We start from the raw sequence: 26,088 nt of genomic DNA, 5'->3' as shown, positions 1-26,088 counted from the left end.
GTGTCAGTACATTGCGGGGATGATGGGAATACTCATTCCGGTATATCTCTCGCCGGTTACAGAATACCTGTCGGTCCATCGGGAACGGACACGGCCATTTCCACCTTTTACAGAATTCCCGCTCATAACCAGTCCCTTAGAACGCATGTTGCACCACCCGCTGGCAACTGAAGAGTTGAAACCATAGGAACCAAGAGCAATCATGCTGTTGCCAATATCGACCCAGCTATTGCCCGGTGAATAAAACTGATTGCGGAATATAAATGGACGGCGGGTGGTAGAAAAAGTGCACTGACCAGCGGCGTTGATGAAATTTAATCCCCTCCCTGGCACCGGAGCCTGAACCGCAAAAATCGCAATATCGACATTCACAGAACGGGCAATATCGTCATAGCCCGTGTAATCCTGCCGGGAGTAAATATTATTACCATCACATTCAAGCGTAGCTGCGCTGTCATTCCAGCGGGCAAAAACGAGCCCTTTGGCGGGAAGTGCGTAAGTACCATTTACATTGACCGTTCCACTGAAAACACAGGAAGCAACACGGCTGACATCAGTGATCGCAATAAAGTCTGTCGAATCCTCAATGAGCAAACCACGGTTTCCACTCTGCCCTGCGGGTAAAATCTGCCAGACTGTGCCGGGAAACGTTTTATCTTTCCCCCAGCCATCTGATGACCAGACGCTCTGAGTCAGGGTTCCGTTGCCGTTATTGGTTATCCCATCGAGAACCATAATCGTGGTTATCAGATTCGGAGAGCGAGTCACATTCACAACAGAGTTTGATGGAATGAAAAAAGGGGTCGCTCCGGCAACATAGCCCTGAACAGTCATGGTCTGCTGGCCCCACGCCTCCACAGCCTCCCCACCATAAGACGGACATTTCATTCCGGCAGTGATGGTCATTGCCGGACGCCCGTCATTCAAATCAATATAAAGCCCCCTGGCCATCAAAATTCCCCCAGAACAATACGCCCACCGTTCGACAAATTGACAGTGACACCGTTGTTATTGATCGTGACTCCTCCTGTTGAGTTGGTAAATCCAAACTGCCCATTTTGAGCGTAAACCCCGCCACGAACCGTCACATTATTGAAAACCGCATAACCAGATTTGTTGATGTGCCAGCCGACGTTCCCGGTTCCGTCCCAGGTTGAAGACTGAATATAGCTGCCGATTTTAGCGTTACCGATCGTCCCGTCACCAATTACTGTGTCCCGGATGATGGCTTGTCCGTTCTGGATAACAAACGGAAGAGTCACGGCGCCGCCTGCCTGGGTCATAACCGCGAAACGGTCAGCAAGGAAGAGAACCTGCGTCTGCATTCCAGATGGCGTATTCTGAACACCAATCCCCATCCCTGCTGCATACTGATTACCATTAGAATCAACAGCGACCTTGATGCTGTACATCGCATTCAGGTTGTTATTGATGTCCGCTGATACCTGTCTGTTCTGGACAATCGCTGCAGACTGACCGTTAACCGTGACCTTTAGCGAATTGATTTGCGTAGCAGACGCCTGGGTAAAATCAGCAAGTGTCTTCGACAAGTCGGTGACATTCGCCGTGTTTCCACCGGAACTGGAATCCAGAGTACGCAACGACTCAGCGACAGCTTTACTGGCGTCGGCCATCACATTGTCTACTCGATCGATACTGGCTTTGTTATCTCCATACTGGACGCTCAGGAGGTTGCGCTGGTTAACCTGCGCGAGCGTACTGGTGATCAGCGCGATAGCATTGTTCTGAATACCGCCGCTGGCCTTATCAGTTTGTGCACCCAGCTCTTCCAGGCGTGATACCATTGAGGAATCGAGGTCCGTGACAACCTGGCTAAGGTCAGTGATTGATGCTGTATTCTGAGCACCTACAGCAGCTGCTGAATCAGCTTTGTCAGATGCGGCCTGAGTGGCAGCCGTCAACTGGCTTACAGCAGAAGCGCGCGCTTCAGTTTCCGTTGCTAAAGCCTGGCGAACATCAGTAATTCCGGCTTCATTCTGCGCAGTTTTTGCCTCAAGGCGAGTAACATCCGTGACGCGCGCTTCCGTCTCAGTGGCGATCACCTCCCGGAGCTGTTCGAATGTCGCAGAGTTAGCGCCCTGTTGGGCTGTCTGGCGCACGATAACATCGGCAATAGCCAGGGCGTTCCCAATGATTGCTTCTGCTGTCTGCTTATTCGAACCTACTGCTGCAGCCAGACCATCGGCGTTCTCCTTAATCGCATCAGAAAGTTCGGCCAGTTTCTCGCTACTTTCTACGGCACTCTCAATCAGATCCTTGAATACCTCATAATCTTTAATCTCCTCCAGGATCACATAGGTGATGTCGGAAACATCGATGCTCGCCTGTCCGCGCACCCAGTCGGTGTATCCGGACTCGTTGCCGCTGCGGTCCACCAGCTGCGCGCGGTACCAGAAAATCTGCCCAGCCTTAAGGCCCATCTGCTGATATTTGCGCTGCGGGTAAGGCACATCGGCCAGCAGCATCGCATCGTCTTCGGTACCGGTAAGGCTGTACTGAATTTCCGTCTTCAGCGTGTCGTCGGTATTCGCCGGGAATCCCCAGTTCAGCTCGATACCGAATACCACGTTTTCAGAAGCGATGAAGCCAACCGGCTTCGGTGGGTTGCCCACTTTACCCGTCAGCGTTTTCTCTTCTGAATAGCCCCATCCGGATGAAATTTCTGCGGCATTGATTGCGCGCACGCGCACCAGGTAGCGCCCGGCATAAATTCCGGGGACGTCGAATGACGTGGTGGAGCTGCGCGGCACGTTAACCCAGTTCCCGTCGTTGCGGCGCCACTGCGCTTCATAGGCAATAGCGTTCTGCGCCTGGTCCCAGCTCACGCGCATCGTTTCGACGCTGATATTCTGCTGAACCACGGAAAACGAGCTGATCACGATGTTCGCAGGCGGCGACTGGTTGCCCGGCGGGATCACGCTCACCGGCCGCTGGTCAATGATGGCTCCGGTATCGATACGGGCATATTTATCCGGGTCGTGCCATGCGCCGGTAATCGAGAAAGTGCCATCATCGTTATCGGAAACGCTGACAACACGATACTGCTGCGCGTAAAGCTCGTCAGATTCAACCACCCAGACAGCTTCGGCCTGTGGCGTCTCACTGTATGCCGTGGTGACTGTGACTGATTCACCGTTCACGGCCTGAATGGTCCTGCTCTGCGACGCTCCGGAGGGAAGGTTGAGAATAAGGCGATCACCTGGTGCTGCATCAGCTACGCGGTCAAGTTTGATAACGCGACCATTAACGGCGCTGATGCGGCCGCCCATAACTTTTCCGGAAAGCAGCTCGTCTGCCACGGCGATGATGTAGCCTGGCTGCGGAATGTTTCCGTCCAGCCCGACATCAAACGAAACAACGCGATCCTTGTTGTTGGTGAGAATACCCCAGCGCCCCTTTCGGTTAGCTTCTGACTGCCTGGTGCAGCCGATGGCTGTCATTTCGAGCTGGTTTGTACCAAAGCGAGCGACGAGATCCTGTTCAAAAACCGGCTCCATCGCGTCTGCGTAGGCATTACCCGGATCGGACCAGGAAACCAGTGCCGTGGTATATCGGGTTTTGGTGGTGCTGCCCGAATAGGTAAAGCGGCCATTAACCACGTTTGCACGCGTGTAGCTGTAATCCACATCGCGGGGCATATCCGCAAGCGCAACGATTTGATCGCCACCCCAGTACGTCATGCCCCGGAATATCGCCGCAAAATCACGTAACACGGTATAGGCGTCATTCCTCTCCTGCACGTACACGTTGCAGGTATAACGAGGCTCGGTGCCGCTACCGCCTTTACCATCGGGAACCGGCTGATCGCAATATTGTGCGACCTGGTAAAGCGTCCATTTATCAATATTGGCCGCCGTCAGGCGATTGCCCAGCCCAAAGCGGTCGCTCACCACCAGATCGTAAAAAATCCAGGCCGGATTATCCGTCCACGCCCACTTAAACACCCCCGTCCATGTGCCGCTATAGGTGCGGGTCTCCGGGTCATACGTATCCGGAACGCGGATTACACGGCCTCGCGGTTCGCAGGCTATTTGCGGGATAGAGCCGTTAAACTGGCTTGAGTCAAATTCGATGTAGAGCAGCGCGGTATTTGGATAACGCAGTTTGGCGTCGATAACCTCTGTGTAGCTCTGCAGCGTCATTGTGTCGCCAATTTTCGCGCTGTTGGCATCCGCCGTGAGCTTACGCAGGCGCACCGTCCATGTGCTGCCTGCCTGTGGTAAGTCGATGCGATGGCTGCGTTCGTAGCCGGAAGTTGTCTTGCCGGTTACGCTGGTATTAAGTACCGTCTGCCAGGTACCACCATCAGTCTGCAGATCAATGGCGTAGTTAATTGAATAGCCAACCAGATCGCCATCGTTCTCCTGTTTAAAAAGCGATGGCCATTTCAGGCGCAGGCGAACGGCTGACAGCTGCGTGTTGGTAAAGGTGTGTGTCCAGGCGGTGGTGCTTGAAACTTCGGTGCCCACGCTGATTTCGTTTTCGGTACCGGGGATGCCCTGAATGTATTTTTGTGCCTGCGTCCCCGGGCGGAATTCCCACGCCACGCCGCTGAAGTTTTGCGAACCGTCTGCATTCTCCAGTGGTGTGCCGTCGAGATAGATATCTTTCGCCGTCAGTTGCCCGGCAAATTCCCCCTCTCCCAGCGCAACAAGAATTTTGGCCTTTGCTACGGACTGGAGGTCGTCTGGTTGTTCAGTCGGGGTGCGGGAACTTGAGCTGCCGCCCTTGCGGCCTCTAATCGGAGTAGATGTAGCCATATTGCGCCCATAAAAAAAGCCACCCTGAGGTGGCTTATTGCAAGAGAAAATTAATCAGATATTTGTTTCGCTAAATGGGTTTACAAAATCAGCTTCTGCTTTGAAAAACTGACAATCACTGGACGACGTTACTGATACTGGAATACCGGTATCTTCAACTTCATATAGCTTTGAATATTTATCGGAAACTTTGCCAGGAAATGTCTCGCGACAAATAACCCCTCCGCCACGGTTTACTATTACTGTCGCATTTCCGCCGATCAGGATTCCGTCATCAACGCGATGCAGGCCTGAAATGGTCAATCTTAAGTATTTCTTCATTGTTGATCCTCAACGTAAATCCCGGCTGAAATAATTGCGCCGCCTATGCGTCGGCGACCATAAAGAAGCGGTACCGGATAGCCCTGCGCTGCGGTGTTTGTGACTCCGCCGAACGCGTATGAGGCGCGGTTATCTGAGCTCTGTTTGCTGGCCAGCCCTGTAGCCTGAGGGGATAACATCTGAACTACACCCCCCAGCGTTATGGACGCACCAGCAGCAAACATCATATTGCTGGCAGCTATACTCAGACCTGGCATCCAGATCGATGCAATCACTAATACTGCGCCCAGGATAGTTTGAATCAAACCGGCTTTTTTACTCCCGATGATTACCGGGACAATGCGGATAACATCGCCGGTAACCGGGAAACCAAGATCATCAACACCAATATTCTTTTCCCCTTTGAATACGGAATAAGTGAGACCACGGCGCTGGCTGGAGATCATAAACTGCTCAAAGCCAGGAACAGTCTTTGCCAGCGCAACACTCGCCTCGTTCACACGGGAAATCAGGCGGTGGTGAACTTTACCGAATGTTTTCCCAAGCACGCCACCAAGCTCAATACGGGTCATTCTTTCGGCCATACTCTTATCACTCTCATAGAATTAATCAATTATTCACATGATGATGTTCCTCCAGTATTCCCTATAACAGTATCGCAACGAGCATTCCCCTGTATTGACGTTGCTCTAATGACACCATCTGGACCTGAAGAAATATCAGTGTGTAGTTTCCCGTCTTTACGATATTCTTCGTAAACTCTTTCTTTAGCCTGATAGTAGTTGATGTATGCTTTCTTCAATGATTCATAATCACTTTCTTTTTTATCTCTATATTGGCTAAGTGTTAATCCACTTCTGTCGGCCTCATATTCATCATTTGAGTCCATCTGTTGCCTTTTTAACTCATCGCCGAAAACCTGTATACATTTATAATTACCACCCTCAACCCTAACCACTTTAAAATTAGAGGCAGAAGCAAATTGATGAAATTTATTTCTCACCTCAAAATCTAATGCACACTTTTCTCTTGCTCGGTATTCAGTTGTGTATTTTTCACCGTCAACCATCCCCCTTGGAATACAACCATTCAAAAATAAAACACCAAGTATTAAAATTAAATATTTCATTGCTTTATCCTCTCATTCATGTTTATGAGAGATTAGCACAGAGATTTATGGCGAAGAACCTTCATAGTTCTTTCCTGCCAGTATCCGCCATAGGGCACACGCTGACTCAGATGCCCGTAAAGATGGTGCAGCAGCATGTTACCCTCCAGCAATATCCCGGCATGATTCCACTTATCGGCCTGCACCTGCATGATGACCAGATCACCTTCCTGAGGCGGGCCCTCAAACTCCCTGAATCCGCATTCATACCAGCAATCCTGATAGAAATTGTCCGGGTAGTCGTTTTCCCACCAGGGATAATCCACCCGGTAATCGTGGAGCTCGATACCATGGGTCTGCCGGAAATAGCTCATTACCAGGCCCCAGCAATCGAAGTGGCCAAGGACGAACGGACGCTCAAGCAATGGCAGTTCCCCGCGCGGCTGAATGGTGCGTAAGTCCCCCTCTGGCCAGCTCACTATATGCCAGGGCAGCAGTGTTGCATCACACTGCGCCTTATCAAGCTCGCTGGCCTGTGTCGTCGCGTCAGGGTGGCTGTGAACAATGGCCACCACCGTCCCCCAGTCTTCTGCAGCTGCATAATCTTCGGGTGACAGGTGAAAGTGTTCGGTCGGCTCTGCTGCGAGGTTACGACAGGGAAAATAGCGCTCAACCCGGCTTTTCTGTGCCACCACGCCGCAGCACTCGCGCGGATATTCCGCTGCAGCGTGTGCCATGATGGCATCAATGGTTTTCTGGCGCATATCAGCTCCTGATAAGAGATGTACCGGGGAAACCACCGAACGGCAGCTCGTTGCTGTCTCCGTGCCGGAGCTTGCAGGCCGTCAGCGTGCCGTTGCAGACATCCAGCGAGGGATCGTCAACCGGATTATTGTTTTTGTCGAAATAGCGCGTTCCGGCATAGTCGCAGCCGTCGCCGGTCCGGTACTTGTTCCGGATGCACCAGCTGCATAACGAATGCAGCTGCCGCGTGGGTATCATCTGGCCCTGTAAATCCATCGGACTGGAAAGCGTAAATTCGACAACTTCATCCGTCTCGGTGCTTCTGGCATCGATATAAAAGACCTTCAATTTTTCCTGTGACGGGTCTGCGGTGGGATTGCCCTGCGGAAAATTTCTGGCGTCCAGATACTGTGCCAGCGTGTCGTGGATACTCACTTTCGCCTGCAACAGATCGTCATACGCCAGACAGAGCGCTGAGATCGAACTGTCCAGGTTCGCCACTCTCAGTTTTGGCTGTGGGCTGGTACCGTCCGTGGTCGCTTCAATACCCTCAACCTGACACGGCCAGGCTTTATACTCCTCCCCCTGCCACCAGATGGACTTCGCCGGAAGTTTATTCTCATCCCCGCCTGCAGCCTCAATCTCTTCCGGGGTGTGTGCGATATTGTGTGCGTGGAAGCGGAGTACATCTGACATACCGAACGCTGTGCCATCGACAGAAAAAAGCCGGACTTCATTGCCCGGCTCGAGTTTTTGATAATCAGCATTAAGACTCATGGTGCAAATGCCTGTTCAAACGTTGCGGTTACGGTTATCACTTTTACGTTTTTAACCACCTTTTTGAGCGTGTCAGCCTCTACACGCCACAGCGCGGTATCGCCGAAAGGCGGAGTGAAAATAAATGACTTCACTTTATGCCGACGAAGGAAGGCATGGATTTCATTCGCTGTAGTCGGATTCCCTGAAAAGGAAAACTCATAGGTGCGAATCTCATCATTCAGGCCTGAGCCGCTCACCTGTGCGTACCCGTCGCCGAACTGGACCTTCCTGACTGTGTCTTTGCTTCCTTCGGTGGGCTGGCTGGAGACCTTAATCCCCCAGGAGAATGTTTCTATCGTCATAACTGTTACCTGCGATTGGTCGCATTCCAGATAAGCCCACCGGGCTGGATTGCCCTGGCGATACCTTCGTTGACAGATTTGTTAATCACCTGCTGATACGCCTTACCCAGCCTGTCTCCGTCGTTTTGCTGCTGTGCGTTACCGGAAGCATTCTCGACCGTCACCGGGGCATACACACTGACACCGAAAGGTGCTGCAGCCGGGCCTGTACCACCGCCCCCGACATACCCTCCCGTTGCATAGCCTTTCATCATCCGGTAAAGATTGCCGACGCCGATCCTGCTGGTAGCCTCTTTGGTGAAAACAAACTCACCACGGTGAACGACACCTGCTGGCTCATATTTCCCGCCTGAACCGGTATAACCGCCACCTGCAAATCCCAGCGCGGTTGATGCTGAATCCACCAGGCCTACCATCGCCTGTTTCAGCAGGATCTGTGTCAGCATGGAGAGCGTGGAGCGGGTGAAGTCAGCCCAGTCAGCCTTTCCGCGCGTCAGCATGTCAGCCATATTTTGCCCAATGCCATCAAACGTACTGCTGGCAAACGACTTCATCTGGCCATAAGCATCAGAAGCAGAATCAACATAATCTGCCCATGCGGATTTGGCTCCGGATTGCCAGTCACCCCGAAGCTTATCCTGCTCGGCGTAATACGCATGCAGCCCCTGCAGCTCATTCTGATAACCGGCATCGTTTTCGGAACCTCCACCATTTTTCCACCCCTGAAGAAGCTGGGCCTCCTCGTTGCGGCGTTGTGCTGCACGACTGCTCATACCAGAACTTTCCGCCAGGGCTCGGGTTTTCTCGCCGATCTGCGTGACGTATTTTTGGGACGTATCCTGCAGGCGGTTAAGCCGCTCCTGCGCCACTATCTGATCGCCAAGCTTCGCGTTCAGCTCTGCACGGGAAAGCACCTCGCTTTTACTGGCCAGCAGGGATTTTTCCTCAGCAGAAAGCGTCCGGGTCTTCGCGGCTTCTTCCAGAACTGTAAACCGGGACTGTTGACGCCACAGCTCCTGACGCTGCTGACTGATGGTGTCATTTATCCCCTTATGCTCCTGCAGGGTGCGCAACTGTGCCTGCAGCTCCAGCGTCTGGGCGCTGGCCGTATCGGTTGCACGGGCACCTGCGGGGGTTCTGATTGCCGGGGTCTTCTTCGGCTTTTTAAGGGTGTCTTCGTACTCTTTTTTCGCGGCAGCCAGGTTGATGTTGTAGTCAGCCTGGAGGATTCGCCCCTCTTTCAGTGCCTTGTTGAGCTCGCTCTGCCTGGCCGTGTATTTCTCCAGTGCCGTCTGCGTTTTGGCATAGTTTGCCTGAGCCTGCGCAGCATACTTCTGGCGATCCGATTCCGCAGCCGCTTCGCGCGAAGCATTCTCTTCATTCGCCCTGGCAATTCCCGCCTGCTGCTGAGCCATGTCCAGCGCCAGCCTGGCCGTTTCGCGATCATTCCAGAATCGGGCGCGGGCCTCATCATTGACATATCGGTCACCTTTACGCAGGTTCCAGATTTCATCGGCTTTTTTGAATGCGGCTTCGGCTTTTGCCACCATCTCCTGCGCGGTGTCAGGTCGGCCAATATCGAGGGCTGCATCCCACATCGACTTGAAGGCGCGCTTCAGGGAGTCCGCTGAAGATTCAATCGTCCCCATATTGTCGCGGATGGCTTTGGTCTGGTCGTTGAATCCGGCTGTTGCAGCCTCGTTAGCCGCCTGCAGTGCGCCAGCCTCATCACCGGCACGCTGCAGCTGCGCCACATGGGCAATCTGTTCAGCGGTAACGTTATGGAACTGCTGGGCCATCGCGATCAGGCCCGATGTCGGGTCAGTTGCGAGCTTGCCATAGGCTGCCGCGACTTTCTCCACCGGCACGCCGGAGGCATCAGTAAACCGCGCCACCGCCTGGCTCATATCATCAAAGCGGGAACCCGCACGGACACCCGCATTGACCAGCTCAGTCAGCGCTTCGCTGGTCTGGTTGAATGTCAGCCCTGCGGCCTGCCCGTTTCGTGCCAGAACCAGCATTCTGTCGGCGGTCAGCCCCGCTGAATTCCCTGATAGCACCAGTGTCTTGTTGAAATCAGACAGCGTTGACGAACCGGCATACCATGCATAGAACAATGCCCCTGTTGCGGCAGAAAGCGCCGTAACGCCCACCATAACCGGGGAGATAGTGCCCAGCAGCGCGCGGAACGTTGGAATAATACCGCCGAAGGAGTCCTTCACCTGGCCACCCTGCTGGAGAAGGATAAGCCACGGACTCTGCCCCCCTGCCAGCTGGGTCGCAATATCAGTAAACTGCGCCGGGAGCATACGCATTGCAGCGTTATATTGCCCGACAGATATCCCGGCCTTACGGGCGGCACTCTCCTGGCGGGTAAATGACTGCTGCATTCGCAACGCGGCATCATTTGCCGCATCACCCGTCTGCTTAAATTCTTTTTTAACGTAGCTGATCTGTTCAGTGAATTTCGTCGAGTTAACGTCAAGGTTAACGACCAGATCACCGACTGCCGTCTGGGCCATAGCGTACGCCTCCTGAAATTCCTGCTGCCTTTGCCATCAGCGTCTCATCGCCAGGCCCATCGATATCGACAGGATCCAATGCAGGAGAAAGAATGCTGAAACTGTCGGGGGTTAATTCCGGATCGGCGAAAAACAGGGTTGATATGGTGTAGAGCAGGCCGGAGAAATGAGAATCCAGCTGCGCATCATGAAAGTAGTTGTCCCGGTAGAAGATTTTCCAGTCGCCATATTCCGTAGAAGACATGCCAGCAAGCATGGCGCGCCAGTCAGGGCGACCGAACTCACGCGCCAGTTTCATGGCAAATATCAGCTCGCTGGCGAGGGCTTTTCCGCCGTAACGGGTTCGGCTGGCTCATTCTGTTCTTCGCCAGGCTCTTCCGGATCATCCGTTACAGGTGCAATCATGCCAGACAGGAGTTTTACCTTATATTCAGCTTCGGCAATAAGTTCAGCCGGCCAGGTCTGCATGACTTCATCCTGAATTTTTGCCACTTCTGCCGCTGCATTATCGCCCTGAGAGCCTTTCAGGGAATGACCATGCCAGAGAGACATCGCCACCAGATAAGCCCCACTCTTCACGGTGAGTGTAACGGCCGCCTGAATATCGCCCCCTTCAACTGCTTCCATCTGTTTCAGATATTCAAGGTGTTCAATACGCTGTAATGCTGACAGCTGGAACAATGTGACACTGCTGCCGTTACTTTCAAGCAGTTCGCTTTTTAGAAACATTATCTACTCCAGGAACGGGGCTGACGCCCCGGTTATCAGGAAACAGTCACTTTGCAGATCGCCACAAAGTTACCGTCATTGCTCATAACGATGATTTCTACGGTACCTGCCGCCACGCCGGTGACAGTCAGGGTATTGCCGCTGACGGTGACCGTTGCCTTAGACGGGTCAGAGGTTGCAATCCGGAACGAGGAATCGGAAGCACTGGCTGGCAGCACCGATGCCACCAGCTGAGTGGTCGCGCCAACAGCAACAGCAGCCGTGGCTTTATCCAGGGTGATCCCCGTTACGCCAATCGGTACCGAACCGCTGTCTTCAGCGAGTGACGGCTTACCGTTGTTGGTGATTTTTACGGTTCGCGTCATCGTCTCTTTAGACGTAACGGTCTTGCCAAGGCTGCTCACCCATCCTTTAAAGGCATCGACAACGCCGTTCGGATACTTAATTTTGTACCCTTTAACAGCGCCCTCATCGAACCAGTTCACCAGCTCCTGTTGCCCGCTCTCACCAGGTAACCAGGCAAGAGTGAAGCTGGTTTCGCCGGCAGATTTCTGGCCCTGCATGGTCGAAGTCCAGTCAGGATTGTCATCGTCGACGTAGGTATCGTCTTCTGACTCTGCTGTCAGTTCGCCAGGCTGGATGTCTTTAATCTTTGCCAGGCGGAACCAGCCTACATCCGAAACTGGGTTCGCAAATGGGTCACCGCTTCCGGCATAAACCCACAGCGTTGTACCAGCGCCTTTCGTTGGCGCCAGAGGGTTTGGTGTGGTCATAAAGTCCTCACATTACATAGCTGATTGAGTAGCTGAGATCGGCCGATCCCCACATCATCGCTTCATCATCGCGTTGATAGTCATAACCGCTTGCGTTCATCAATTCGATGAGGGGAAGCAGCTCGGGGATATCACCCAGAGCGGGATACACTTTCTCTTCCATCCAGGCATCCAGAGCGGAATCAGGCTCTTTCGCTTTCAGGAAAACCTCGATATGCAGCAGTGCAGACCACGTATCTTCATCGATGTTGTCGTCCGAGGCGCGCGCATCCGTCAGGTATACCGCCACTGCCGGAAGATCCTCTTCGTCAAGGAAGCCAGGGCGACCGTCAAACCAGGTGACCTGTTCGATAATGTTACGTTTAAGCGCCGCCAGAACGGCGGCACGGATTTGTGGGTGTTTCATCGTGAAAGAATCAACCTCAGCTGGTTTTGCAGATTCTGCCGCATCACCTCAGGCATACGTTCATCCATCAGTCTCGGCAGCTCTGCGCGGAAAGCTTCAGTCAGCGGTACCGCCAGAGGGATGCTGACCACTTCGATCGGATACCGGTTGCGGGTTGTTCTCCGCAGTACATGCCAGCGACCATTTGCCAGTTGCTGAATAAAGGCGCCAGGGAAACGAAACGGTCCGATCCTCAGCACGCTGCTGGCTCCTGATTTATCGCGTTTTCTGCGCGACAGACGAACACTGGCGGTCCCAAGTTTAATAGCGGGTAAATTTCCCCGGTTCACGCGGATAAGAGCGCGGGGTTTGCTGACGGTTGCCCGCCGGATCCGGGCACGCTGTTTAACCAGCTTTCGGGGGACACGGGTTGACTTTGAAACGACTGAAACACTGCGATTGACTGCCTGTCCTGCAATGCGGTTAACAGATTGAGCACTGGCGCGGGGGACGGCTTTTTCACTGATGCTGTTGAGGTTAGCGATTGCCTGTTCCAGGCCTTTAATCGACATAACACCTCCTATTCAATGAAGATACGTGGTTTCCCGTTAAAAGTGTCGTGGCGGGTAACGGTCCAGTTCTTGCCCTCCCATTCCACTTCGTCGTTTCGCCGCGGGGAATACTCTGCACTGAACACCACCAGCGAATGAATATTCCCTGATAGCGGGCCCATCTCCTCCAGAAGGTCGGCTGAGATGGCATCGTGAGACACGCCATTGATCAGCACAGTTTTCCCCATGGTTTTCACCGTGGCCGCGTCCATACGACCCGCCAGCCTTTCAAACGGATTAGCCATTGATTTTTACTTCAACCACAGTCACGTTTGCACCTGCGGATTCCCAGGCGACCCCGGCCACGACCGCATCGGTTTCCGTCAGCTGCACTTTACCGTCTTTCAGGTAAACCTGTTCCCCGGCAGTGATTGCATCAGCGGCCAGTTTGGGAAGCAAAAACACGCCTTCCGTGAAACCGTCCCCGCTCTGGCCAGCTGCAATGTCCGTGATAGCCACAGCAATTACTTTTCCGACTGCAACCGGTTCACCACTGAGAATGTCATCCGTCCCGCCATTCACCAGAGAGATTGTTTTACCGTCCTGTACAAAATTCTTCGCCATGTTGTGCTCCATTCAGCCCCTTTCGGGGCTGGTTTCAGGTATAAAAAAAGCCCTTACGGGCGTCTGGTTATCGAGGCTGTTTATTACTGGCCAGTTGATTTGGTCATGCCGCGATAGTCCAGCGGCGCCACACCGGCATCAATACGCACTTTCGTGGCGATACCATCAGTGGTGAATCCCTCCTGCTGGTCGATGTATGGCGTATCGACCCCGTTCAGATAAGCCACTTCAATGGTGTCTGTGCCCTGTGCGGCAGCCAGATACCAGGCTTTTGCATCGGCATCATCCAGTCGCGCTTCCGCAATAACTTCTGCAAAGTTCTGGATAGGGTTGATAATACCGGCATTAATATCCGCCCCTTTCACGCTGGCAGACTTGATGGTCTGGTTTGCCAGTGTTTCAAGGCCAACCGGTACCAGCATGAATGCCGGACGAATATTCAGGGAGCGCTCGCCCTCTTTCTGAAGGCGCATCAGCTTACGAGCGTCATCAAGGCTACTGACGGAGATCGCGCCAGATGACAGGTTTTTATGGTCAGCATGGAACAATGCTTTCCCATCTGACAGTTTAGGGTTTTTGGTCAGAACGGCATAAACCAGATCACCAATGGTACCCTTGGCTGCGCGGCCCATCTTCATCGGCACATCAGTCAGCTGATTGAGGTCATCGTTGATAATAGCCTGACGGGTGATGGAGAAGATTTCACCGTAAGTTGCCAGGGCGATCGTCTCGCCTTTATCGCCAGTGGTAACGTATTTGTACTCAGCCCCTTCACGAACCTGACGCAACGACGGGAATCCACCCATGCCAACACGATGGGCGGTCTTAAAGTCTGACAGCTGCCCCTTTTTGGTCCAGCGCTGGAAGGTTTCTTCAGCTTCTTCCCAGCCCTGCAACAGAGCCTTGTTTGCAACATCGAGCAGGATATTGCCGAAGTCAGATGTACTGTGCGTCAGAGCAAGCCCGACCATCTGCATCGGGTTATAACTGGACACACCGATACCTTTTTCGGTCAGGGCCATACGCGCATATTCACGCAGTGTCATACCGTTGTAGACGTTGTCACGCTCCTGATTTTCATAGCCGGCACGCGCCATCAGTGCCTGGCGAATACCATCGGCCACGAAATTACCGTTGCTGGCATGAATATGAACCTGAGTGGTTTTGTTGGATGGGGTGGCAGTTTTACCCAGCTCAGCCAGTAGTAAATCTTTAGCCTGCTCAACGGAACATTCAGGATCGGCAATGCACTTGTTTTGCAGATCCATGTGTTTGTTACCGAACATGGCGAAGAGATCGCCAATACCATTCACACGGGCCTTCTGCTCAGCCAGAACCTGAGCGCGGACATCACCTTCGTTGATGACCGGTGCGGGATTCGGCTGCTGGGATGGATTATGCTGATTTCCCTGGTCACGCTGGGTAGAGTTGCGCGGCGGGGTGATCAAATTGCGAATGCTGTTTGGCATCTTTTCAAATTCCTCGATACGTTTTGAGTGAATACAGGCCATCGCCTGTAGGGAAGGTGTAACCTGGTCGGCAAACCCCAGCGAGACGCATTCGTTGCCGTCCATCCAGGTTTCGTCTTCCAGCATTGCCGCGATTTCTTCAGTGGTTTTTCCGGTCTTCTGCGCGTAAGCCGGGATCAGCACTGATTCAACTTTGTCGAGGAGGTCCGCATAGTCGCGCATGTCGTTAGCATCACCCCCGGCAAATCCCCATGGCTTGTGGATCATCATCATGGTGTTTTCAGGCATGATGACCGGATTGCCCACCATTGCGATGACGGAGGCCATTGACGCGGCCAGACCATCAATATGCACAGTGATTGACGCGCCATGATGTTTGAGGGCATTAAAAATGGCGATGCCATCAAAGACATCACCACCCGGTGAGTTGATGTGAAGGTTAATGTGACTGACTTCACCGAGAGCTTTGAGGTCATTAACGAACTGTTTTGCGGTCACCCCCCAGTAGCCGATTTCGTCGTAGATATAAATTTCGGCCGCATTGTTATTGCTGGCCTGCATCCGGAACCACGAATTACTTTTTACGCTGGCTTTCGGACGGTGGACCGCCCGGCTCTTTGACTTCGGCACTGGTGCCTCCTTTATCATTGGAGGGGTCAGTGTCAAACACCAGCCCCATTTCTTTGTTTTCATCAACTTCCGCTTTACGGCGTGACTTCACATCGTCCGGATTACGGCCGCTGGCGCGAACCCAGTCAGATTCAGTTGCAGCACCACCGCGTATCTGGGTTTTCCAGGCATTTGCTTCTTTGACAGGATCAATCCAAGGCATGACCGGCCCTGAGTAGACAGCGTTGTAAAGCGTATCCATGTCAACACCGCGTGGAAGGCTGATTTCTCCGGCGGCGACTGCCATCTTCAGCCAGGCCCGATACATCGGTCGGGTGACTGAGCCGATAAACCAGTCCTGAAGTATCAGATACCCATCGGTTGACTCCACCAGCTCCTGCCGCTGGGCGCTGTAAGTACCGTTGTAGTTGCGGGCAGTGCTGGAAAAGCTGAGGCGACTGCCTGCGGCAACAGCACGCAGCTGACCATTGCGGAACGTCTCAAGGTTAGGGTTAGGTCGGTCAGACTTAATCATCCCGATTTCTTCCCCGGCCTGCAGTTCGTCATACAGCATCCCTGGCTGAATCATCAGCTCGCGGTCATCGCTGCTGGAATCTGAATCGAAGCTCTGTCCGTCGCCTTTTTTGATATACATGCCGAGCGCCGCAGCAATTCTTGCTGCAGTAAGCTCCGAGTCCTCATATTCTTTCAGCGCGCTCAGACGCATCAGGACACCAGACAAAAGAGACGTTCCGCGGGTCTGGTGCAGGCGGCGGGTGAATTTGAGATGAAGCATGTTCTCAGCATCTATCTCTTTCGTATCGAACTGTCGCCCGGACACCGGCAGACTTTTATAGACCTGATATTTTTTGGGCCGTCCCCAGTTATCGACAAAAACGCCCTGATTAAGCTGGGTGGCTGCATCACTGTTCATGGGTACGAAATCAGGCTCAAGTGCTTCCAGCCAGAATGGCACACCCGCGACTGGTTGAAGGCCGTTGCCTGTACCACTAACCAGTTGTGCAAATACTTCACCATCCCGTAACCAGGTGCGAAGCATCAGGCGCTCAAGCATCGGTCGGGTAAACTGGTTAGTCACTTCAGGTCTGACAGACCATTCACCAAACTTTCTACGGATATCCTTTACCAGTTTCTTGGCGATTTTCCCGTTGGTCAGTAGGGGGATCGGTTCAACAATAATCCCCTGCTTACCAATAACCCGCTCTTCAAGCTTGTCGAACACGCCAATCACCAGATCGTGATTGTTATCCAGCCAACGGGCCTGCTCACGAAGCGAAACCGCCCCCATCTGGCTGAGCTGGTCGGCAGAACGATTCTCCCGTTGTGCTTTATGGGTCCGGGTAGTCTTTACCGCCTCATAGGCCTTGATTACCGCACGGGCACGCAGGCGTGAAGCTTTCCAGCCCGGCGAAAACAGGCCTATTGCATCATCTAAAAGACTCATCCAAACCTCGCCAGCCTGTAGCCGGGTCTCCCACAGCGTTTGTTGTTGAGTGCAGTAAGACGACGTTCCCACTCCTGTCGCCCTTTTCGGATTTCCGACAGGTTTTCGAATGTCATCTGCTGACCATTAAAGGTGATGGATTTTCCTTCCAGAACGGCAAGCTCTGCTGATGCATAGCGGTCGATCATATTTTGAATATCTGCCTGATTCACACCCATCCTCCTGAGTTTGTCCACGGATTCGCCTCGCTGGTTACGGGCTTCTCACGTTTTGGTTTTGGCTTTGGTTTCGCCGCAGGTATCGGGGATGGCGCTTCGCCAGTTTCCGTCTGCGTGCTCTCGACCCACGTTTCCCGCCGTGCCCATTCAGGAACAGACGGCCATTTGATTTTTTCGTACCCGCTAAGGATGGAGAGGGCATCGGCATAGACGAGAAGGTCAAATGCTTCGTTGGCGCCGCGGCCAGGCTTACTCCATTTCCCTTCATTTGAGCGTTCCTCATAGGTCAGTTCGTCGTAGAACCAGTTGCCCAGCCAGGAGGGAAAATGAACATATCCTGGCCCGGGAGAATCACGCCAGAGGGCATTATTCACCCGGTCTTTCAGGGCATCGGTCTGAAGAAGATAAAGCGGGACATCACCAGTCGCCTGCGCGCGGCGGGTGGACCTTCCGGTGTTATCCGGGAATGTCCTCTGAATAAGTTTGCTGCGGCGTACACTGTCGCCCTTAAAGAGATAAACCCGTTTACCCAGCCCTTCACGTCGACACTTGCGCCAGAATTTGTAAGCGTTATCCGTGACGCCATCCTCACCGCCGGAGTCAACCGCCATCGACATCAGCCTCATGCCTTTTGACGGATCAGATGCCAGTGGCCAGATTTTCTCGAAGACATCCGTAAGCAGGAGATCCCAGTCTTCCGGGTAGCTCGCGGGATCGATCTGGATGCTCTCTCCGTTACCATCACATCGCAGGGACTGCCGTATGTTGTAGCGGTCAACTATCCAGCGCTCTCCCATACTCCCGTAACCGGTTATCTGGACAACAAACCGCCTGTTGCGGCCCGCCTGAACGTCCACGGTTGCTGTAAGGAACAGCACGCCGTCCGGGACCGAGCGTTTTGGCACGTCTTCAGCACGTTGCTCCAGCAACTCACTTTTGCGTTGCTCTATGCTGGCGCGGGGTAAATAAGGTCGGCCAAAGTCGGTATTGATAACCGTCTTCAGTGTTTCCTCACTGCGGGTGGTTTCATATTCCTGCTCTGCTGTCAGGAATTTGTAGATCAGCTGAGCCCAGGTCTGGTAAGCAGCTGCCGGACCTTCCATCCAGAAGGAGGCAATACGGGAACGACGGCCATCACCGCTAACCTGGCCTTTCCTGTCGATGGTTTGCCCGTCCCGGAGCCAGACACATTTCATGTTAAGCGCACGCTTCATGTCCGGTGTGATCCTGCCTTTACAGGCCGGGCACTGTAGAAACGCGGCTTCACTGGCCAGCACGGGATCGCTGCTGTCGCGGTACCCGGTCATATTGTCCATTTCCGGCTGGAAATACTCCCCACAATGCGGGCATGGCCAGTAAAGGCGGCGGCGGTCGCCACGGTTATAGAGTGATAAAATTCCGGTAGTTGGAGGGGCTTCATGAGGCGTGGTTCGCCGCCATTTTGTGTCTCTGATATCCCTGCCGGGTGAACTCTCAACCAGCGTCATCCCGGAGGACATAAATGTCGTGGTACGTTTCGACGCCAGTGAAAAAGCGTCGCCCTCCCCGTCGATATCTTCAGGAAAGCGGTCGTAATCCGTCAGCGCCACACTTTTATAGTCAGAGGACGACATAATATTGACGGATGGCCAGCCGAGCTTCAGATAGTTACCGGCGCGGAATGTACGATCGTAGACGTTATTATCGTTACGCCTCGGGCTTAACCGGTTTTTAACTTCAGGGCTGCAGCGAAAAGTACGGTCCAGACGTTTTTTTGAATGCTCGCGGGCCTTTTCCTCTGATACCTGAATGACGAGCATATCTGCCGGATCGCAGACGATGTTATAGACAATCCATCCGTCAATCAGCCCGATGGTTTTACCCGTTCGCGCCGGGCCAACAAACACAACCGCATCGTATTCACGCGAGGCCAGGCAATTCATCGGCTCAATCACATAAGGTGCAAGATCCGGATCCCATGGAACGGAGTTTCCTGCCCCCATTGGCACGCGCATATATGTACCGACCGCATCGGCCACCGGCATACGACGCGGGGCACGTAAAATACCGGAAACATCGCGGCGGATGCCCCTGGCGGATGCCCGCTTTGCCATCAGTCCTCCTCTGGCTCTTCCTCCTCTGTTTCAGCGTCCTTCACCCTCTCCGCCATCTGGTCGCGCAGGTCATCGATAACGTTTTGTACGCGGGAAACCGCAGTCGGCGTTAATGCGCAGTCGCGTTCGAGTATGTCAGGGAGAGTTTCAAGTACCATGACGACGGCTTTCGCCATCAATGAGAATTCACGCGCCACTTCATCAGCGGGTATTAACTGCCCCGTATCTTGTTCAAACTTCAGCCTCTCGTTCTCTGCTTTCCAGTGAGCGAGCCTGTCGGATGGATCCATATCGTCGATATTCGTCGACACGGTGGGGATCATCAGTTCAGTCAGAATGTCTGTAACCAGATAGAGCTTTAATTTGCTGTTGCTGCCTGGCGCAGGTTCGACATTTTTCAACCTCGCGGCAACCGTCTGACGGTGTACGCCGGTTATCCCGGCAAGCTGGTTGATATTCAGTTTTAATGCGGCGATTTCCTGGTCCATGATGGTGAACACTTTTTAAACGATTCGACATCTTGCGAAAACGGCCTTTAAACAAATCAAAGACCTGCATAAATGATGATGATGACCCTAGATCGCAAAAACTAGCCGTTTTCCGCGCGCCAGCCGCCCCGTGGCAGGCCACCCCACCGGGAGGACCCATTAAATGATAATAATTATCACTTGCACCTATAAGAAGGCATTTATTTAGACGTCTAAACGTCTATTGCTTCTCGTAAGCGCTGACCATATTGCGATGCGCATAAAAAAGCCACCAGCGGATGCCAGTGGCTTGGGTGTGGCAATCAGGAATGGATTCGAACCATTGAGCCAGAAGATATTGGTCGTCTGCACCATCCTCCAGCTTATAGCAGCGTCACGCTTCGTCCGGATCGGTATTTCCCGACATCTCGCGCACCTGATTAATGTGTTTCGACATTATCACAGGCACTCAGTGAATGCCTGCTGTAATGCCTTACTCTTCGACTGTCGCACCTTCCGGCAGATCAACGCAGCCAAACACCGGCATACCTGGAGATCGCTCGTCTTCTACCGCCACCAACTGCGATTCTGAGTACCAGCGCTCAGTAGCGCATTTATCAGCTGCCTGATAGTGAACAAGGTACTGATTCTCACCGTTGAGATACTGCGCCCGGGCCTGAACTTCCCCCCATTCATCACTGATGCGCAGATTAACCAACTGGCCCAGACAGAATTTAAAATCTTTTGCTACAGGCAGAATCTGGCAACCGTTTTGCTCTTTTTCCATCATTCTCTCTCTTTTGGTCGTAAAAAAGCCCCGCTATTGCGAGGCTCTGGTTTGCTCTATTTCACGTATACCCGCGAAGTTATTGTTGCCCTTCTCAATCACAGCCAGCAGCGGCTTAATCCACAAAACAGCCTGGCAGTACGTCATTGAGCTGGCGGCAGCGGAACGATCATCGGCTGCGTCAGGTCTGTTGGTATCGGTGTGCATGGCGCTGGCACGTAAACGGTGCGCGTATTCGAGCAGCCCACCAGCGACATCAGCAGGAACAGGCAGATCACAGGTCTTTTCACGGCGGAGAATCTCCCGGTATTCGATTACGGTTTCTTCGGTGCTGGTGTCTATCAGAGAGTTAAGCCTGTTGGCATGTTCGGCTACCTGATTGAACCGATTAAAGTTGAATGCCTGCGTGGCGATCACCTGTCCCTGCAAAGTGTTGTCACTTCTCAGAACGTCGTTATCACTCTGCAGACCGCTGGCGTCTGAACAACTTTTAACGAGTGCGACTGACAGGCCAGCTATGATGACAATCGCGACTGGGAATAGATTAAGTTTCACTGGTCTATCCCCCAGCACGTCAACGCACTTTCCTGATCGCGCCGCTCGACCTGCCCATAACAGCCATTCTTCTGGCCTTTAGTCAGGCGGCAATCACGTCCACCGTCTCTAATCCACCAGCGAATCGCCTCGCATGCCCCGTGGCGGTCACCGGCATTGATGCGCTTGTAGAACGTGGAAGGAAAGCACTTACCCGGCCCGATGTTGTACGGGCAGAAAGATGCGATCCCGGCCTTCTGCGGTTCGGTAAGCGGTACCGTGATATTGCGGTTAACCCACGCCAGAGCCTTATTGCGTTCAATGGCGTTCACCTGATTGCATTTGGCCTGTGTCAATTTCATGCCCTGCACAACCGGTTTACCATCAACCATCGTGGCGCCGCGGCAAATCGTCCAGATACCACCGCCATCTTTGTACGCCGTGAGGCTGTTACCCTCTTTCTCATTCAGAAACTGATCGAGAATGACGGATGCTGGCGCACCAGCGAGTACCAGCCCCAGAACAGCAGCACTCAATTTTGCTCTGGTTCCCATCACTCACCTTCCTTTTGTAATGCCTCAACGACCACGCTTGCAGCTGCAGGACGTTCGTGAAGCGGTTTGTCACCAACGCCTTTCAGGTAGTCATTGACCATTTTTGTTCGCTTCTCATCCTCTTTACGCCTGCGGTGTGCATCTACACGCCCGTTGATGTAGGAGGCAAGCGAGATAAGCAAACCAGCAGCGCCAAAGAACATGAACACCAGATCCTGAGTGGTAAATCCAATGGCAGAAGCCAGAGCTGCTACCCACGCAAAGAACTGCGTGAAGATGTTCCCTGAATCATTCATTTTCATGGTCTCTCACCTCGCTGTGTGCGGGTGTTATTGAGGTAATAAAAAAGGCCGCTATCGCGACCTCACGTTTATTCCCCTGCCAACGCCCGTATTTCCCCCAACGTCTGATTAAACCTTTCCTCTTCGAGTTCAACGCCAATAGCCTGGCGGCCAAGTTCCAGCGCGACTTTCACGGTCGAACCGGACCCCATGAAGAAATCAGCCACCACATCACCAGGCTTACTGCTGGCGCTGATGATCTGCCGCAACATATCAGCGGGTTTTTCGCATGGGTGTTTACCTGGGTAAAACTGAACGGGTTTATGTGTCCAGACGTCGGTATAAGGAACGGATACGGAAACAGAGAAATGCCGCCGAAGTGATTTGTACTCTTCGAGCAGCTCTGAATATTTGCGATTCAACGAATGCCACATAGCCACCAGCTGGTGGTGTGGTGTTGCCAGTTCGCCGTTCTGGTGCTTTTCGATGGCTACCTGCGTGAAAAGGGACTGAAGCTTCCGGTAGTCTGATTCATTCGGTAATTGCCACTGGCTACCGCTGAACCAGTGAGACACCATGTTCTTCTTTCCAGTCGCATCGGCTATTTGTTTTGAGGTTATGCCAAGCGCTTCACGTGCATCCCGGAAATAAGAAATTAGGGGAGTCATTACATGCTGCTTCAGCTCGCTTCCCTTCTCAGCGTACCCATCGCTCTTTGGTTTAAACGGCCCCTGGTAATGCTCAGCGAAAAGGATGCGCTCTGTTGCAGGGAAGTAAGAACGCAGGCTCTCTTTATTACAGCCATTCCAGCGGCCCGACGGTTTAGCCCAGATGATATGGTTCAGGACGTTGAACCGCTCACGCATCATGATCTCAATGTCTGCTGCCAGACGGTGACCGGAGAAAAGATAAAGACTGCCGGCAGGTTTAAGCACTCGCCAGAATTGTGCGAGGCACATATCAAGCCAGCGAAGATAATCCTCATCCCCTTTCCATTGATTGTCCCAGCCGTTGGGTTTCACTTTGAAGTACGGCGGATCCGTGACTATCAGGTCAATGGAGTTATCAGGGATAGTGGCGATGTATTGCAGGCTATCAGCGTTGACTAACTCAACACTGTTTATAATTACAGTATTTTTCATAGATCAGTATGCGTAACTCTGATAGGCTCACTATGCTTTTGCGCTAAAGCGGTGGGCCTTGGTTAGCTTGTGACCTGAAAGCATGAGCTGATGGCTGGTGGGTGCTCCAACATCCACCAGCCGCCCATTTTCACAGCAGAAAGCCTCCGGATCTGGAGGTGCTCAATTATCCGAATGGAAAATCCGACATCCCGAGAAGACCGGGAGAATAGCCATAAAAAAACCCGCTCAGTGGCGGGTTTATATACTTTTGGCAACATATCAAATTAGCTTCAAATATCGCTTATTTTGTTGCATTTTGCAAGCCTGATTGAAGACGTTAGTGAAATTTACTTCACATTTCTACCACTTTCACTTCTTCATACTCTTCGTACCGCGCCAGGCTTTCACGTAACGCCAGGCTGTCCATTTCCACGAAAGCTGCTTTAAATGCTGCCCAGTGAGCAGCGTATACCCTGAGCCAGGTTGAACGCTCCACGCTCACCATGCGGGCCAGTGCCGCCCCCGCATATTCCTGGTACGTATCGTTATTGCGTGATGCTGCAACTTCCTGGGCCGCGAGCCAGACAAGCCCCACTAATTTTTTTGTGACTCTGTCCTGGAGCTTCTTACGGCCCTGCTGATGCTGAAACTGTGCCCAAACGTACTGGCACATCAACGTCTGGTACCGGAAAGACAGATCATATCCATAGCAATACCTGACCCACGCCTGCAGATGCTCTCCAAGGCCATTTACCGAGCGGCGCCACGCAGAACTCGCAAACTCGGCATCCTTCATAGGGGGTAATGGGCGTCGACGGCTTCTTGTCTCCAGAACATAAAGCGGAGTGGCCAGAGTTTTTACAACCTTCGATCCACAACCTTCCCCACCCTCCATGACGATTTCAGGATGGTGCCGAGGGTATTTATTCTTATCTGCTGGTGGATGCTCACTGAACGCCTGCAGCTGTCCTTTTGTCGATCCTGATAAATCCGCCAGCGCGCGGCGCAGTTCAATCCGCGTATATTCCAGTTCTTGTAAATTCATTATGCTCAGCGCTCCATACGATTACGCTTTTGTTATTACGCCGATCGCCAGCGCTCGATTCATAAACCGGAATAGCAGCTCCAGCTGGGTACCGTGTTTTTTCTCGAACGCTGCAACATCAGCATGTAATTTGTCGTGACACTCTCTGCACAGAGGGATCACAAACAAATCGTGGGCTTTAGTGGCGGTACCGCCCATGCCGTGACCAATGACATGGTGTGGATCATCCGCTGGCCGCCGGCAACCTTCACAGGGCTGGGTTTTAACCCACCGGGTATAGTCCTCATTCACCCACCTGCGGTGTTTTGGGCGCAACATGAAGGATTCAGGGGATTCAGGATCCGCATGCAGAGCCAAAACCTGTGGCTGGTCATAGGCCACTTCCTGATTTGTTCCATGCTTTAATTGCGCAGCCGTGACCGCAGGGGTGACCTTCTTCTGCAAAATGCTTTTTGCCGGGGGCATCGGCACAATGTCACTTTCGCGATAAACGGATAAAAACGGCTCATCCGGTAAGCGAAGCGCATGCTGGGCCATCCTTTCCGTGATTGCATCAGCAATGCCTGAGTAAACGGCCCACCAGCACAATTCACCGAGGGATAGTTCACGCTCGTTGTTGTAGCCAAGCGAAGACAGGATGGAACTGATCAGCCAGCTAATGAGATTACGGCGGGCCAGTTCTGCCAGCGCCGCGGTGGTTTGCTCGCGCAGCTGGTTATCGCAATGCCAACAGAGCAACATTGATCCGGGGGGATGTCGCATTGTTACCAGCTCAGGATGGTGATAATCAGTGTGCGGGTACTGGCATTCCTTCACGTTACGCTCTAACCAGGATTCCAACCCGGACAAACCGCCTGCTGCACGAATAACTCTCTCGTCGGTGAAGAATTCATCGAGGGACTTATCTTCTGCCAGCGGCTGCCTGGCATCAGGGACGAGCCCTGACGGAAGCCCAGCCATGCTTTTTGGCTGAGGCTCCACCAGCACACGCCCCTGTTGAAACAGAGACATCAGTTCGCTACCCGGCTTTAACACCACAAGCCCCAGGCGCGGAACAGTCTCAGCTGTAAACAGTCCTCTCACGCGGCATGCCCCTTAGCGATGTGTGCCGTCCACAGGCCGCCGATCCACTCGATGCCTTTGGGTGTAAAACGTGCCTGGCTAAAGGCGTAGTTTGTTTCACTCGTGGTGCCAGTTTTCACTTCAAACCGCCCGGCTGCAATGTGCTGGTGCCGCGGTGTCAGCACTCCACTGAGCCGGTACAAAATGCCGCTCTCAATGAGGAACAAGCGGAAATCGGTCTCTTTAGCCTGCAACAGCTTTGCCACCTGGCGGAAAGACATTGAGCCTTTAGCAGTACAATACCGATCGACAAACTCAACTTTCGGCGCGGCAGCGGCTAACTGCTGGGCCAGTTGTTCTTTCTGCTCGGCCAGATCCGCGGCGAGACGTAATGCCTCCGGCAATGTTTGCGGGACACTTACGGCCTGACTGTTCTCCAGCTCTTGCCAGCGATCGACAACAGCGGCGGTAAATTCTGGCGACAGCCTGGCGACGATCACCAGAGAATCACGTTTGTTGAACCAATACTCCTCGTAGGTTTGCCCGTTTTGCGGGTGTGTGTAGGGGGTGTGCGCCAACGGCGCGGTTAAAATACCAGCAGATGCAAGGCGCTCAGCTGAGCGCTTCACATCACCATGTTTGCTCTGCACCAGCCTGGCAATTTCACGGCTGGACATTGTCACAACACCCTTTGCGGTTAACTGATTCATGCTATTTCTCC

General features: G+C 53.1%; 28 protein-coding genes and 1 pseudogene. All 29 read right to left on the bottom strand.

Features of this window, described 5'->3' with window-relative positions; all coding sequences use genetic code 11:
• Positions 1–3: 3 nt before the first annotated feature.
• Positions 4–951 (bottom strand): DUF6453 family protein, encoded by a 948-nt coding sequence (locus HV157_RS22360; RefSeq protein WP_048959833.1) that lies wholly within the window; start codon positions 949–951, stop codon positions 4–6.
• Positions 951–4,781 (bottom strand): phage tail protein, encoded by a 3,831-nt coding sequence (locus tag HV157_RS22355; RefSeq protein WP_182378578.1) that lies wholly within the window; start codon positions 4,779–4,781, stop codon positions 951–953. The genes HV157_RS22360 and HV157_RS22355 overlap by 1 nt, the downstream gene beginning before the upstream one ends.
• A gap of 54 nt (positions 4,782–4,835) precedes the next feature.
• Positions 4,836–5,102, bottom strand: a complete 267-nt coding sequence (locus HV157_RS22350) for a hypothetical protein (protein ID WP_182378576.1) — start codon at positions 5,100–5,102, stop codon at positions 4,836–4,838.
• Positions 5,099–5,686 carry a tail assembly protein gene (locus tag HV157_RS22345; protein WP_182378574.1) on the bottom strand — a complete coding sequence of 196 codons (588 nt, stop codon included), beginning with the start codon at positions 5,684–5,686 and terminating at the stop codon, positions 5,099–5,101. Before HV157_RS22345 ends, HV157_RS22350 begins: the two co-directional genes overlap by 4 nt.
• A gap of 29 nt (positions 5,687–5,715) precedes the next feature.
• Entirely contained in the window at positions 5,716–6,231 is a 516-nt protein-coding gene (locus HV157_RS22340) for a hypothetical protein (protein WP_182378572.1), read from the bottom strand.
• A 32-nt stretch (positions 6,232–6,263) separates the two neighbouring features.
• A complete protein-coding gene (locus tag HV157_RS22335) occupies positions 6,264–6,974 on the bottom strand; it encodes a C40 family peptidase (RefSeq protein WP_182378570.1) in 711 nt (236 codons plus the stop codon).
• Between the two features lies 1 nt (position 6,975).
• On the bottom strand, positions 6,976–7,731 hold the full coding sequence (locus HV157_RS22330; protein ID WP_000055651.1) for a phage minor tail protein L: 756 nt from the start codon (positions 7,729–7,731) through the stop codon (positions 6,976–6,978).
• The gene (locus HV157_RS22325) at positions 7,728–8,075 is read right to left on the bottom strand and encodes a phage tail protein (RefSeq protein ID WP_182378568.1); all 348 of its coding nucleotides are present in this window, start codon (positions 8,073–8,075) and stop codon (positions 7,728–7,730) included. The genes HV157_RS22330 and HV157_RS22325 overlap by 4 nt, the downstream gene beginning before the upstream one ends.
• 5 nt (positions 8,076–8,080) lie before the next feature.
• Positions 8,081–10,597, bottom strand: a complete 2,517-nt coding sequence (locus HV157_RS22320; protein ID WP_182378566.1) for a phage tail tape measure protein — start codon at positions 10,595–10,597, stop codon at positions 8,081–8,083.
• Positions 10,581–10,895 (bottom strand): annotated as a pseudogene (locus HV157_RS22315) (phage tail assembly protein T); the annotation flags it as partial. The gene HV157_RS22320 and the pseudogene HV157_RS22315, both read right to left, overlap by 17 nt.
• Before the next feature lie 8 nt (positions 10,896–10,903).
• Entirely contained in the window at positions 10,904–11,326 is a 423-nt protein-coding gene (locus HV157_RS22310) for a phage minor tail protein G (protein ID WP_045406512.1), read from the bottom strand.
• Between the two features lie 35 nt (positions 11,327–11,361).
• On the bottom strand, positions 11,362–12,099 hold the full coding sequence (locus HV157_RS22305) for a phage tail protein (RefSeq protein WP_182378562.1): 738 nt from the start codon (positions 12,097–12,099) through the stop codon (positions 11,362–11,364).
• A 7-nt stretch (positions 12,100–12,106) separates the two neighbouring features.
• The gene (gpU, locus tag HV157_RS22300; RefSeq protein WP_182378560.1) at positions 12,107–12,505 is read right to left on the bottom strand and encodes a phage tail terminator protein; all 399 of its coding nucleotides are present in this window, start codon (positions 12,503–12,505) and stop codon (positions 12,107–12,109) included.
• Positions 12,502–13,056, bottom strand: coding sequence for a phage tail protein (locus tag HV157_RS22295; RefSeq protein WP_045406518.1), 555 nt, complete (start codon positions 13,054–13,056; stop codon positions 12,502–12,504). The genes gpU and HV157_RS22295 overlap by 4 nt, the downstream gene beginning before the upstream one ends.
• 8 nt (positions 13,057–13,064) lie before the next feature.
• The gene (locus HV157_RS22290; protein WP_045406520.1) at positions 13,065–13,340 is read right to left on the bottom strand and encodes a hypothetical protein; all 276 of its coding nucleotides are present in this window, start codon (positions 13,338–13,340) and stop codon (positions 13,065–13,067) included.
• Positions 13,333–13,659: a capsid cement protein gene (locus HV157_RS22285; protein ID WP_045406798.1), complete on the bottom strand. Its 327-nt coding sequence runs from the start codon at positions 13,657–13,659 to the stop codon at positions 13,333–13,335. Before HV157_RS22285 ends, HV157_RS22290 begins: the two co-directional genes overlap by 8 nt.
• 83 nt (positions 13,660–13,742) lie before the next feature.
• A complete protein-coding gene (locus tag HV157_RS22280; RefSeq protein ID WP_084832222.1) occupies positions 13,743–15,776 on the bottom strand; it encodes a ClpP-like prohead protease/major capsid protein fusion protein in 2,034 nt (677 codons plus the stop codon).
• On the bottom strand, positions 15,703–17,202 hold the full coding sequence (locus HV157_RS22275; protein WP_182378558.1) for a phage portal protein: 1,500 nt from the start codon (positions 17,200–17,202) through the stop codon (positions 15,703–15,705). Before HV157_RS22275 ends, HV157_RS22280 begins: the two co-directional genes overlap by 74 nt.
• Positions 17,199–17,414 (bottom strand): hypothetical protein, encoded by a 216-nt coding sequence (locus HV157_RS22270; RefSeq protein WP_182378556.1) that lies wholly within the window; start codon positions 17,412–17,414, stop codon positions 17,199–17,201. The genes HV157_RS22275 and HV157_RS22270 overlap by 4 nt, the downstream gene beginning before the upstream one ends.
• Complete coding sequence (locus tag HV157_RS22265) at positions 17,411–19,513, bottom strand: phage terminase large subunit family protein (RefSeq protein WP_182378554.1); 2,103 nt, start codon at positions 19,511–19,513, stop codon at positions 17,411–17,413. The genes HV157_RS22270 and HV157_RS22265 overlap by 4 nt, the downstream gene beginning before the upstream one ends.
• Entirely contained in the window at positions 19,513–20,001 is a 489-nt protein-coding gene (locus HV157_RS22260; RefSeq protein ID WP_044158251.1) for a DUF1441 family protein, read from the bottom strand. The genes HV157_RS22265 and HV157_RS22260 overlap by 1 nt, the downstream gene beginning before the upstream one ends.
• Positions 20,002–20,473: 472 nt before the next feature.
• The gene (locus tag HV157_RS22255; RefSeq protein ID WP_109885608.1) at positions 20,474–20,767 is read right to left on the bottom strand and encodes a hypothetical protein; all 294 of its coding nucleotides are present in this window, start codon (positions 20,765–20,767) and stop codon (positions 20,474–20,476) included.
• Positions 20,768–20,800: 33 nt separating this feature from the next.
• The gene (locus HV157_RS22250) at positions 20,801–21,322 is read right to left on the bottom strand and encodes a hypothetical protein (protein WP_047352153.1); all 522 of its coding nucleotides are present in this window, start codon (positions 21,320–21,322) and stop codon (positions 20,801–20,803) included.
• Positions 21,319–21,855, bottom strand: a complete 537-nt coding sequence (locus HV157_RS22245) for a lysozyme (protein ID WP_047352154.1) — start codon at positions 21,853–21,855, stop codon at positions 21,319–21,321. The genes HV157_RS22250 and HV157_RS22245 overlap by 4 nt, the downstream gene beginning before the upstream one ends.
• Entirely contained in the window at positions 21,855–22,157 is a 303-nt protein-coding gene (locus tag HV157_RS22240; RefSeq protein ID WP_048338962.1) for a hypothetical protein, read from the bottom strand. Before HV157_RS22240 ends, HV157_RS22245 begins: the two co-directional genes overlap by 1 nt.
• Before the next feature lie 68 nt (positions 22,158–22,225).
• Entirely contained in the window at positions 22,226–23,278 is a 1,053-nt protein-coding gene (locus tag HV157_RS22235) for a DNA methyltransferase (protein ID WP_182378552.1), read from the bottom strand.
• Between the two features lie 334 nt (positions 23,279–23,612).
• Positions 23,613–24,305, bottom strand: coding sequence for a bacteriophage antitermination protein Q (locus tag HV157_RS22230; protein ID WP_075606797.1), 693 nt, complete (start codon positions 24,303–24,305; stop codon positions 23,613–23,615).
• A 21-nt stretch (positions 24,306–24,326) separates the two neighbouring features.
• Positions 24,327–25,388 (bottom strand): DUF968 domain-containing protein, encoded by a 1,062-nt coding sequence (locus HV157_RS22225; RefSeq protein WP_182378550.1) that lies wholly within the window; start codon positions 25,386–25,388, stop codon positions 24,327–24,329.
• A complete protein-coding gene (locus HV157_RS22220; RefSeq protein WP_016247390.1) occupies positions 25,385–26,077 on the bottom strand; it encodes a phage regulatory protein/antirepressor Ant in 693 nt (230 codons plus the stop codon). Before HV157_RS22220 ends, HV157_RS22225 begins: the two co-directional genes overlap by 4 nt.
• Between the last annotated feature and the right edge of the window lie 11 nt (positions 26,078–26,088).

Source organism: Enterobacter sp. RHBSTW-00318 (genome assembly GCF_014101375.1).
In the GTDB taxonomy this organism is placed as follows: Bacteria; Pseudomonadota; Gammaproteobacteria; order Enterobacterales; family Enterobacteriaceae; genus Enterobacter; species Enterobacter ludwigii.
This window is presented reverse-complemented; position numbering and strand designations above follow the sequence as displayed.

Excerpts from the sequence above, each read along its gene's own strand:
- HV157_RS22230 (WP_075606797.1), bottom strand. The coding sequence starts at position 24,305 with ATGAATTTACAAGAACTGGAATATACGCGGATTGAACTGCGCCGCGCG.
- HV157_RS22285 (WP_045406798.1), bottom strand. The coding sequence starts at position 13,659 with ATGGCGAAGAATTTTGTACAGGACGGTAAAACAATCTCTCTGGTGAAT.
- HV157_RS22235 (WP_182378552.1), bottom strand. The coding sequence starts at position 23,278 with ATGAAAAATACTGTAATTATAAACAGTGTTGAGTTAGTCAACGCTGAT.
- HV157_RS22335 (WP_182378570.1), bottom strand. The coding sequence starts at position 6,974 with ATGCGCCAGAAAACCATTGATGCCATCATGGCACACGCTGCAGCGGAA.
- HV157_RS22220 (WP_016247390.1), bottom strand. The coding sequence starts at position 26,077 with ATGAATCAGTTAACCGCAAAGGGTGTTGTGACAATGTCCAGCCGTGAA.
- HV157_RS22280 (WP_084832222.1), bottom strand. The coding sequence starts at position 15,776 with ATGATAAAGGAGGCACCAGTGCCGAAGTCAAAGAGCCGGGCGGTCCAC.
- HV157_RS22320 (WP_182378566.1), bottom strand. The coding sequence starts at position 10,597 with ATGGCCCAGACGGCAGTCGGTGATCTGGTCGTTAACCTTGACGTTAAC.
- HV157_RS22290 (WP_045406520.1), bottom strand. The coding sequence starts at position 13,340 with ATGGCTAATCCGTTTGAAAGGCTGGCGGGTCGTATGGACGCGGCCACG.
- gpU (WP_182378560.1), bottom strand. The coding sequence starts at position 12,505 with ATGAAACACCCACAAATCCGTGCCGCCGTTCTGGCGGCGCTTAAACGT.
- HV157_RS22360 (WP_048959833.1), bottom strand. The coding sequence starts at position 951 with ATGGCCAGGGGGCTTTATATTGATTTGAATGACGGGCGTCCGGCAATG.
- HV157_RS22295 (WP_045406518.1), bottom strand. The coding sequence starts at position 13,056 with ATGTCGATTAAAGGCCTGGAACAGGCAATCGCTAACCTCAACAGCATC.
- HV157_RS22340 (WP_182378572.1), bottom strand. The coding sequence starts at position 6,231 with ATGAAATATTTAATTTTAATACTTGGTGTTTTATTTTTGAATGGTTGT.
- HV157_RS22310 (WP_045406512.1), bottom strand. The coding sequence starts at position 11,326 with ATGTTTCTAAAAAGCGAACTGCTTGAAAGTAACGGCAGCAGTGTCACA.
- HV157_RS22345 (WP_182378574.1), bottom strand. The coding sequence starts at position 5,686 with ATGGCCGAAAGAATGACCCGTATTGAGCTTGGTGGCGTGCTTGGGAAA.
- HV157_RS22350 (WP_182378576.1), bottom strand. The coding sequence starts at position 5,102 with ATGAAGAAATACTTAAGATTGACCATTTCAGGCCTGCATCGCGTTGAT.
- HV157_RS22330 (WP_000055651.1), bottom strand. The coding sequence starts at position 7,731 with ATGAGTCTTAATGCTGATTATCAAAAACTCGAGCCGGGCAATGAAGTC.
- HV157_RS22240 (WP_048338962.1), bottom strand. The coding sequence starts at position 22,157 with ATGAAAATGAATGATTCAGGGAACATCTTCACGCAGTTCTTTGCGTGG.
- HV157_RS22355 (WP_182378578.1), bottom strand. The coding sequence starts at position 4,781 with ATGGCTACATCTACTCCGATTAGAGGCCGCAAGGGCGGCAGCTCAAGT.
- HV157_RS22305 (WP_182378562.1), bottom strand. The coding sequence starts at position 12,099 with ATGACCACACCAAACCCTCTGGCGCCAACGAAAGGCGCTGGTACAACG.
- HV157_RS22275 (WP_182378558.1), bottom strand. The coding sequence starts at position 17,202 with ATGAGTCTTTTAGATGATGCAATAGGCCTGTTTTCGCCGGGCTGGAAA.
- HV157_RS22260 (WP_044158251.1), bottom strand. The coding sequence starts at position 20,001 with ATGGACCAGGAAATCGCCGCATTAAAACTGAATATCAACCAGCTTGCC.
- HV157_RS22255 (WP_109885608.1), bottom strand. The coding sequence starts at position 20,767 with ATGGAAAAAGAGCAAAACGGTTGCCAGATTCTGCCTGTAGCAAAAGAT.
- HV157_RS22265 (WP_182378554.1), bottom strand. The coding sequence starts at position 19,513 with ATGGCAAAGCGGGCATCCGCCAGGGGCATCCGCCGCGATGTTTCCGGT.
- HV157_RS22245 (WP_047352154.1), bottom strand. The coding sequence starts at position 21,855 with ATGGGAACCAGAGCAAAATTGAGTGCTGCTGTTCTGGGGCTGGTACTC.
- HV157_RS22325 (WP_182378568.1), bottom strand. The coding sequence starts at position 8,075 with ATGACGATAGAAACATTCTCCTGGGGGATTAAGGTCTCCAGCCAGCCC.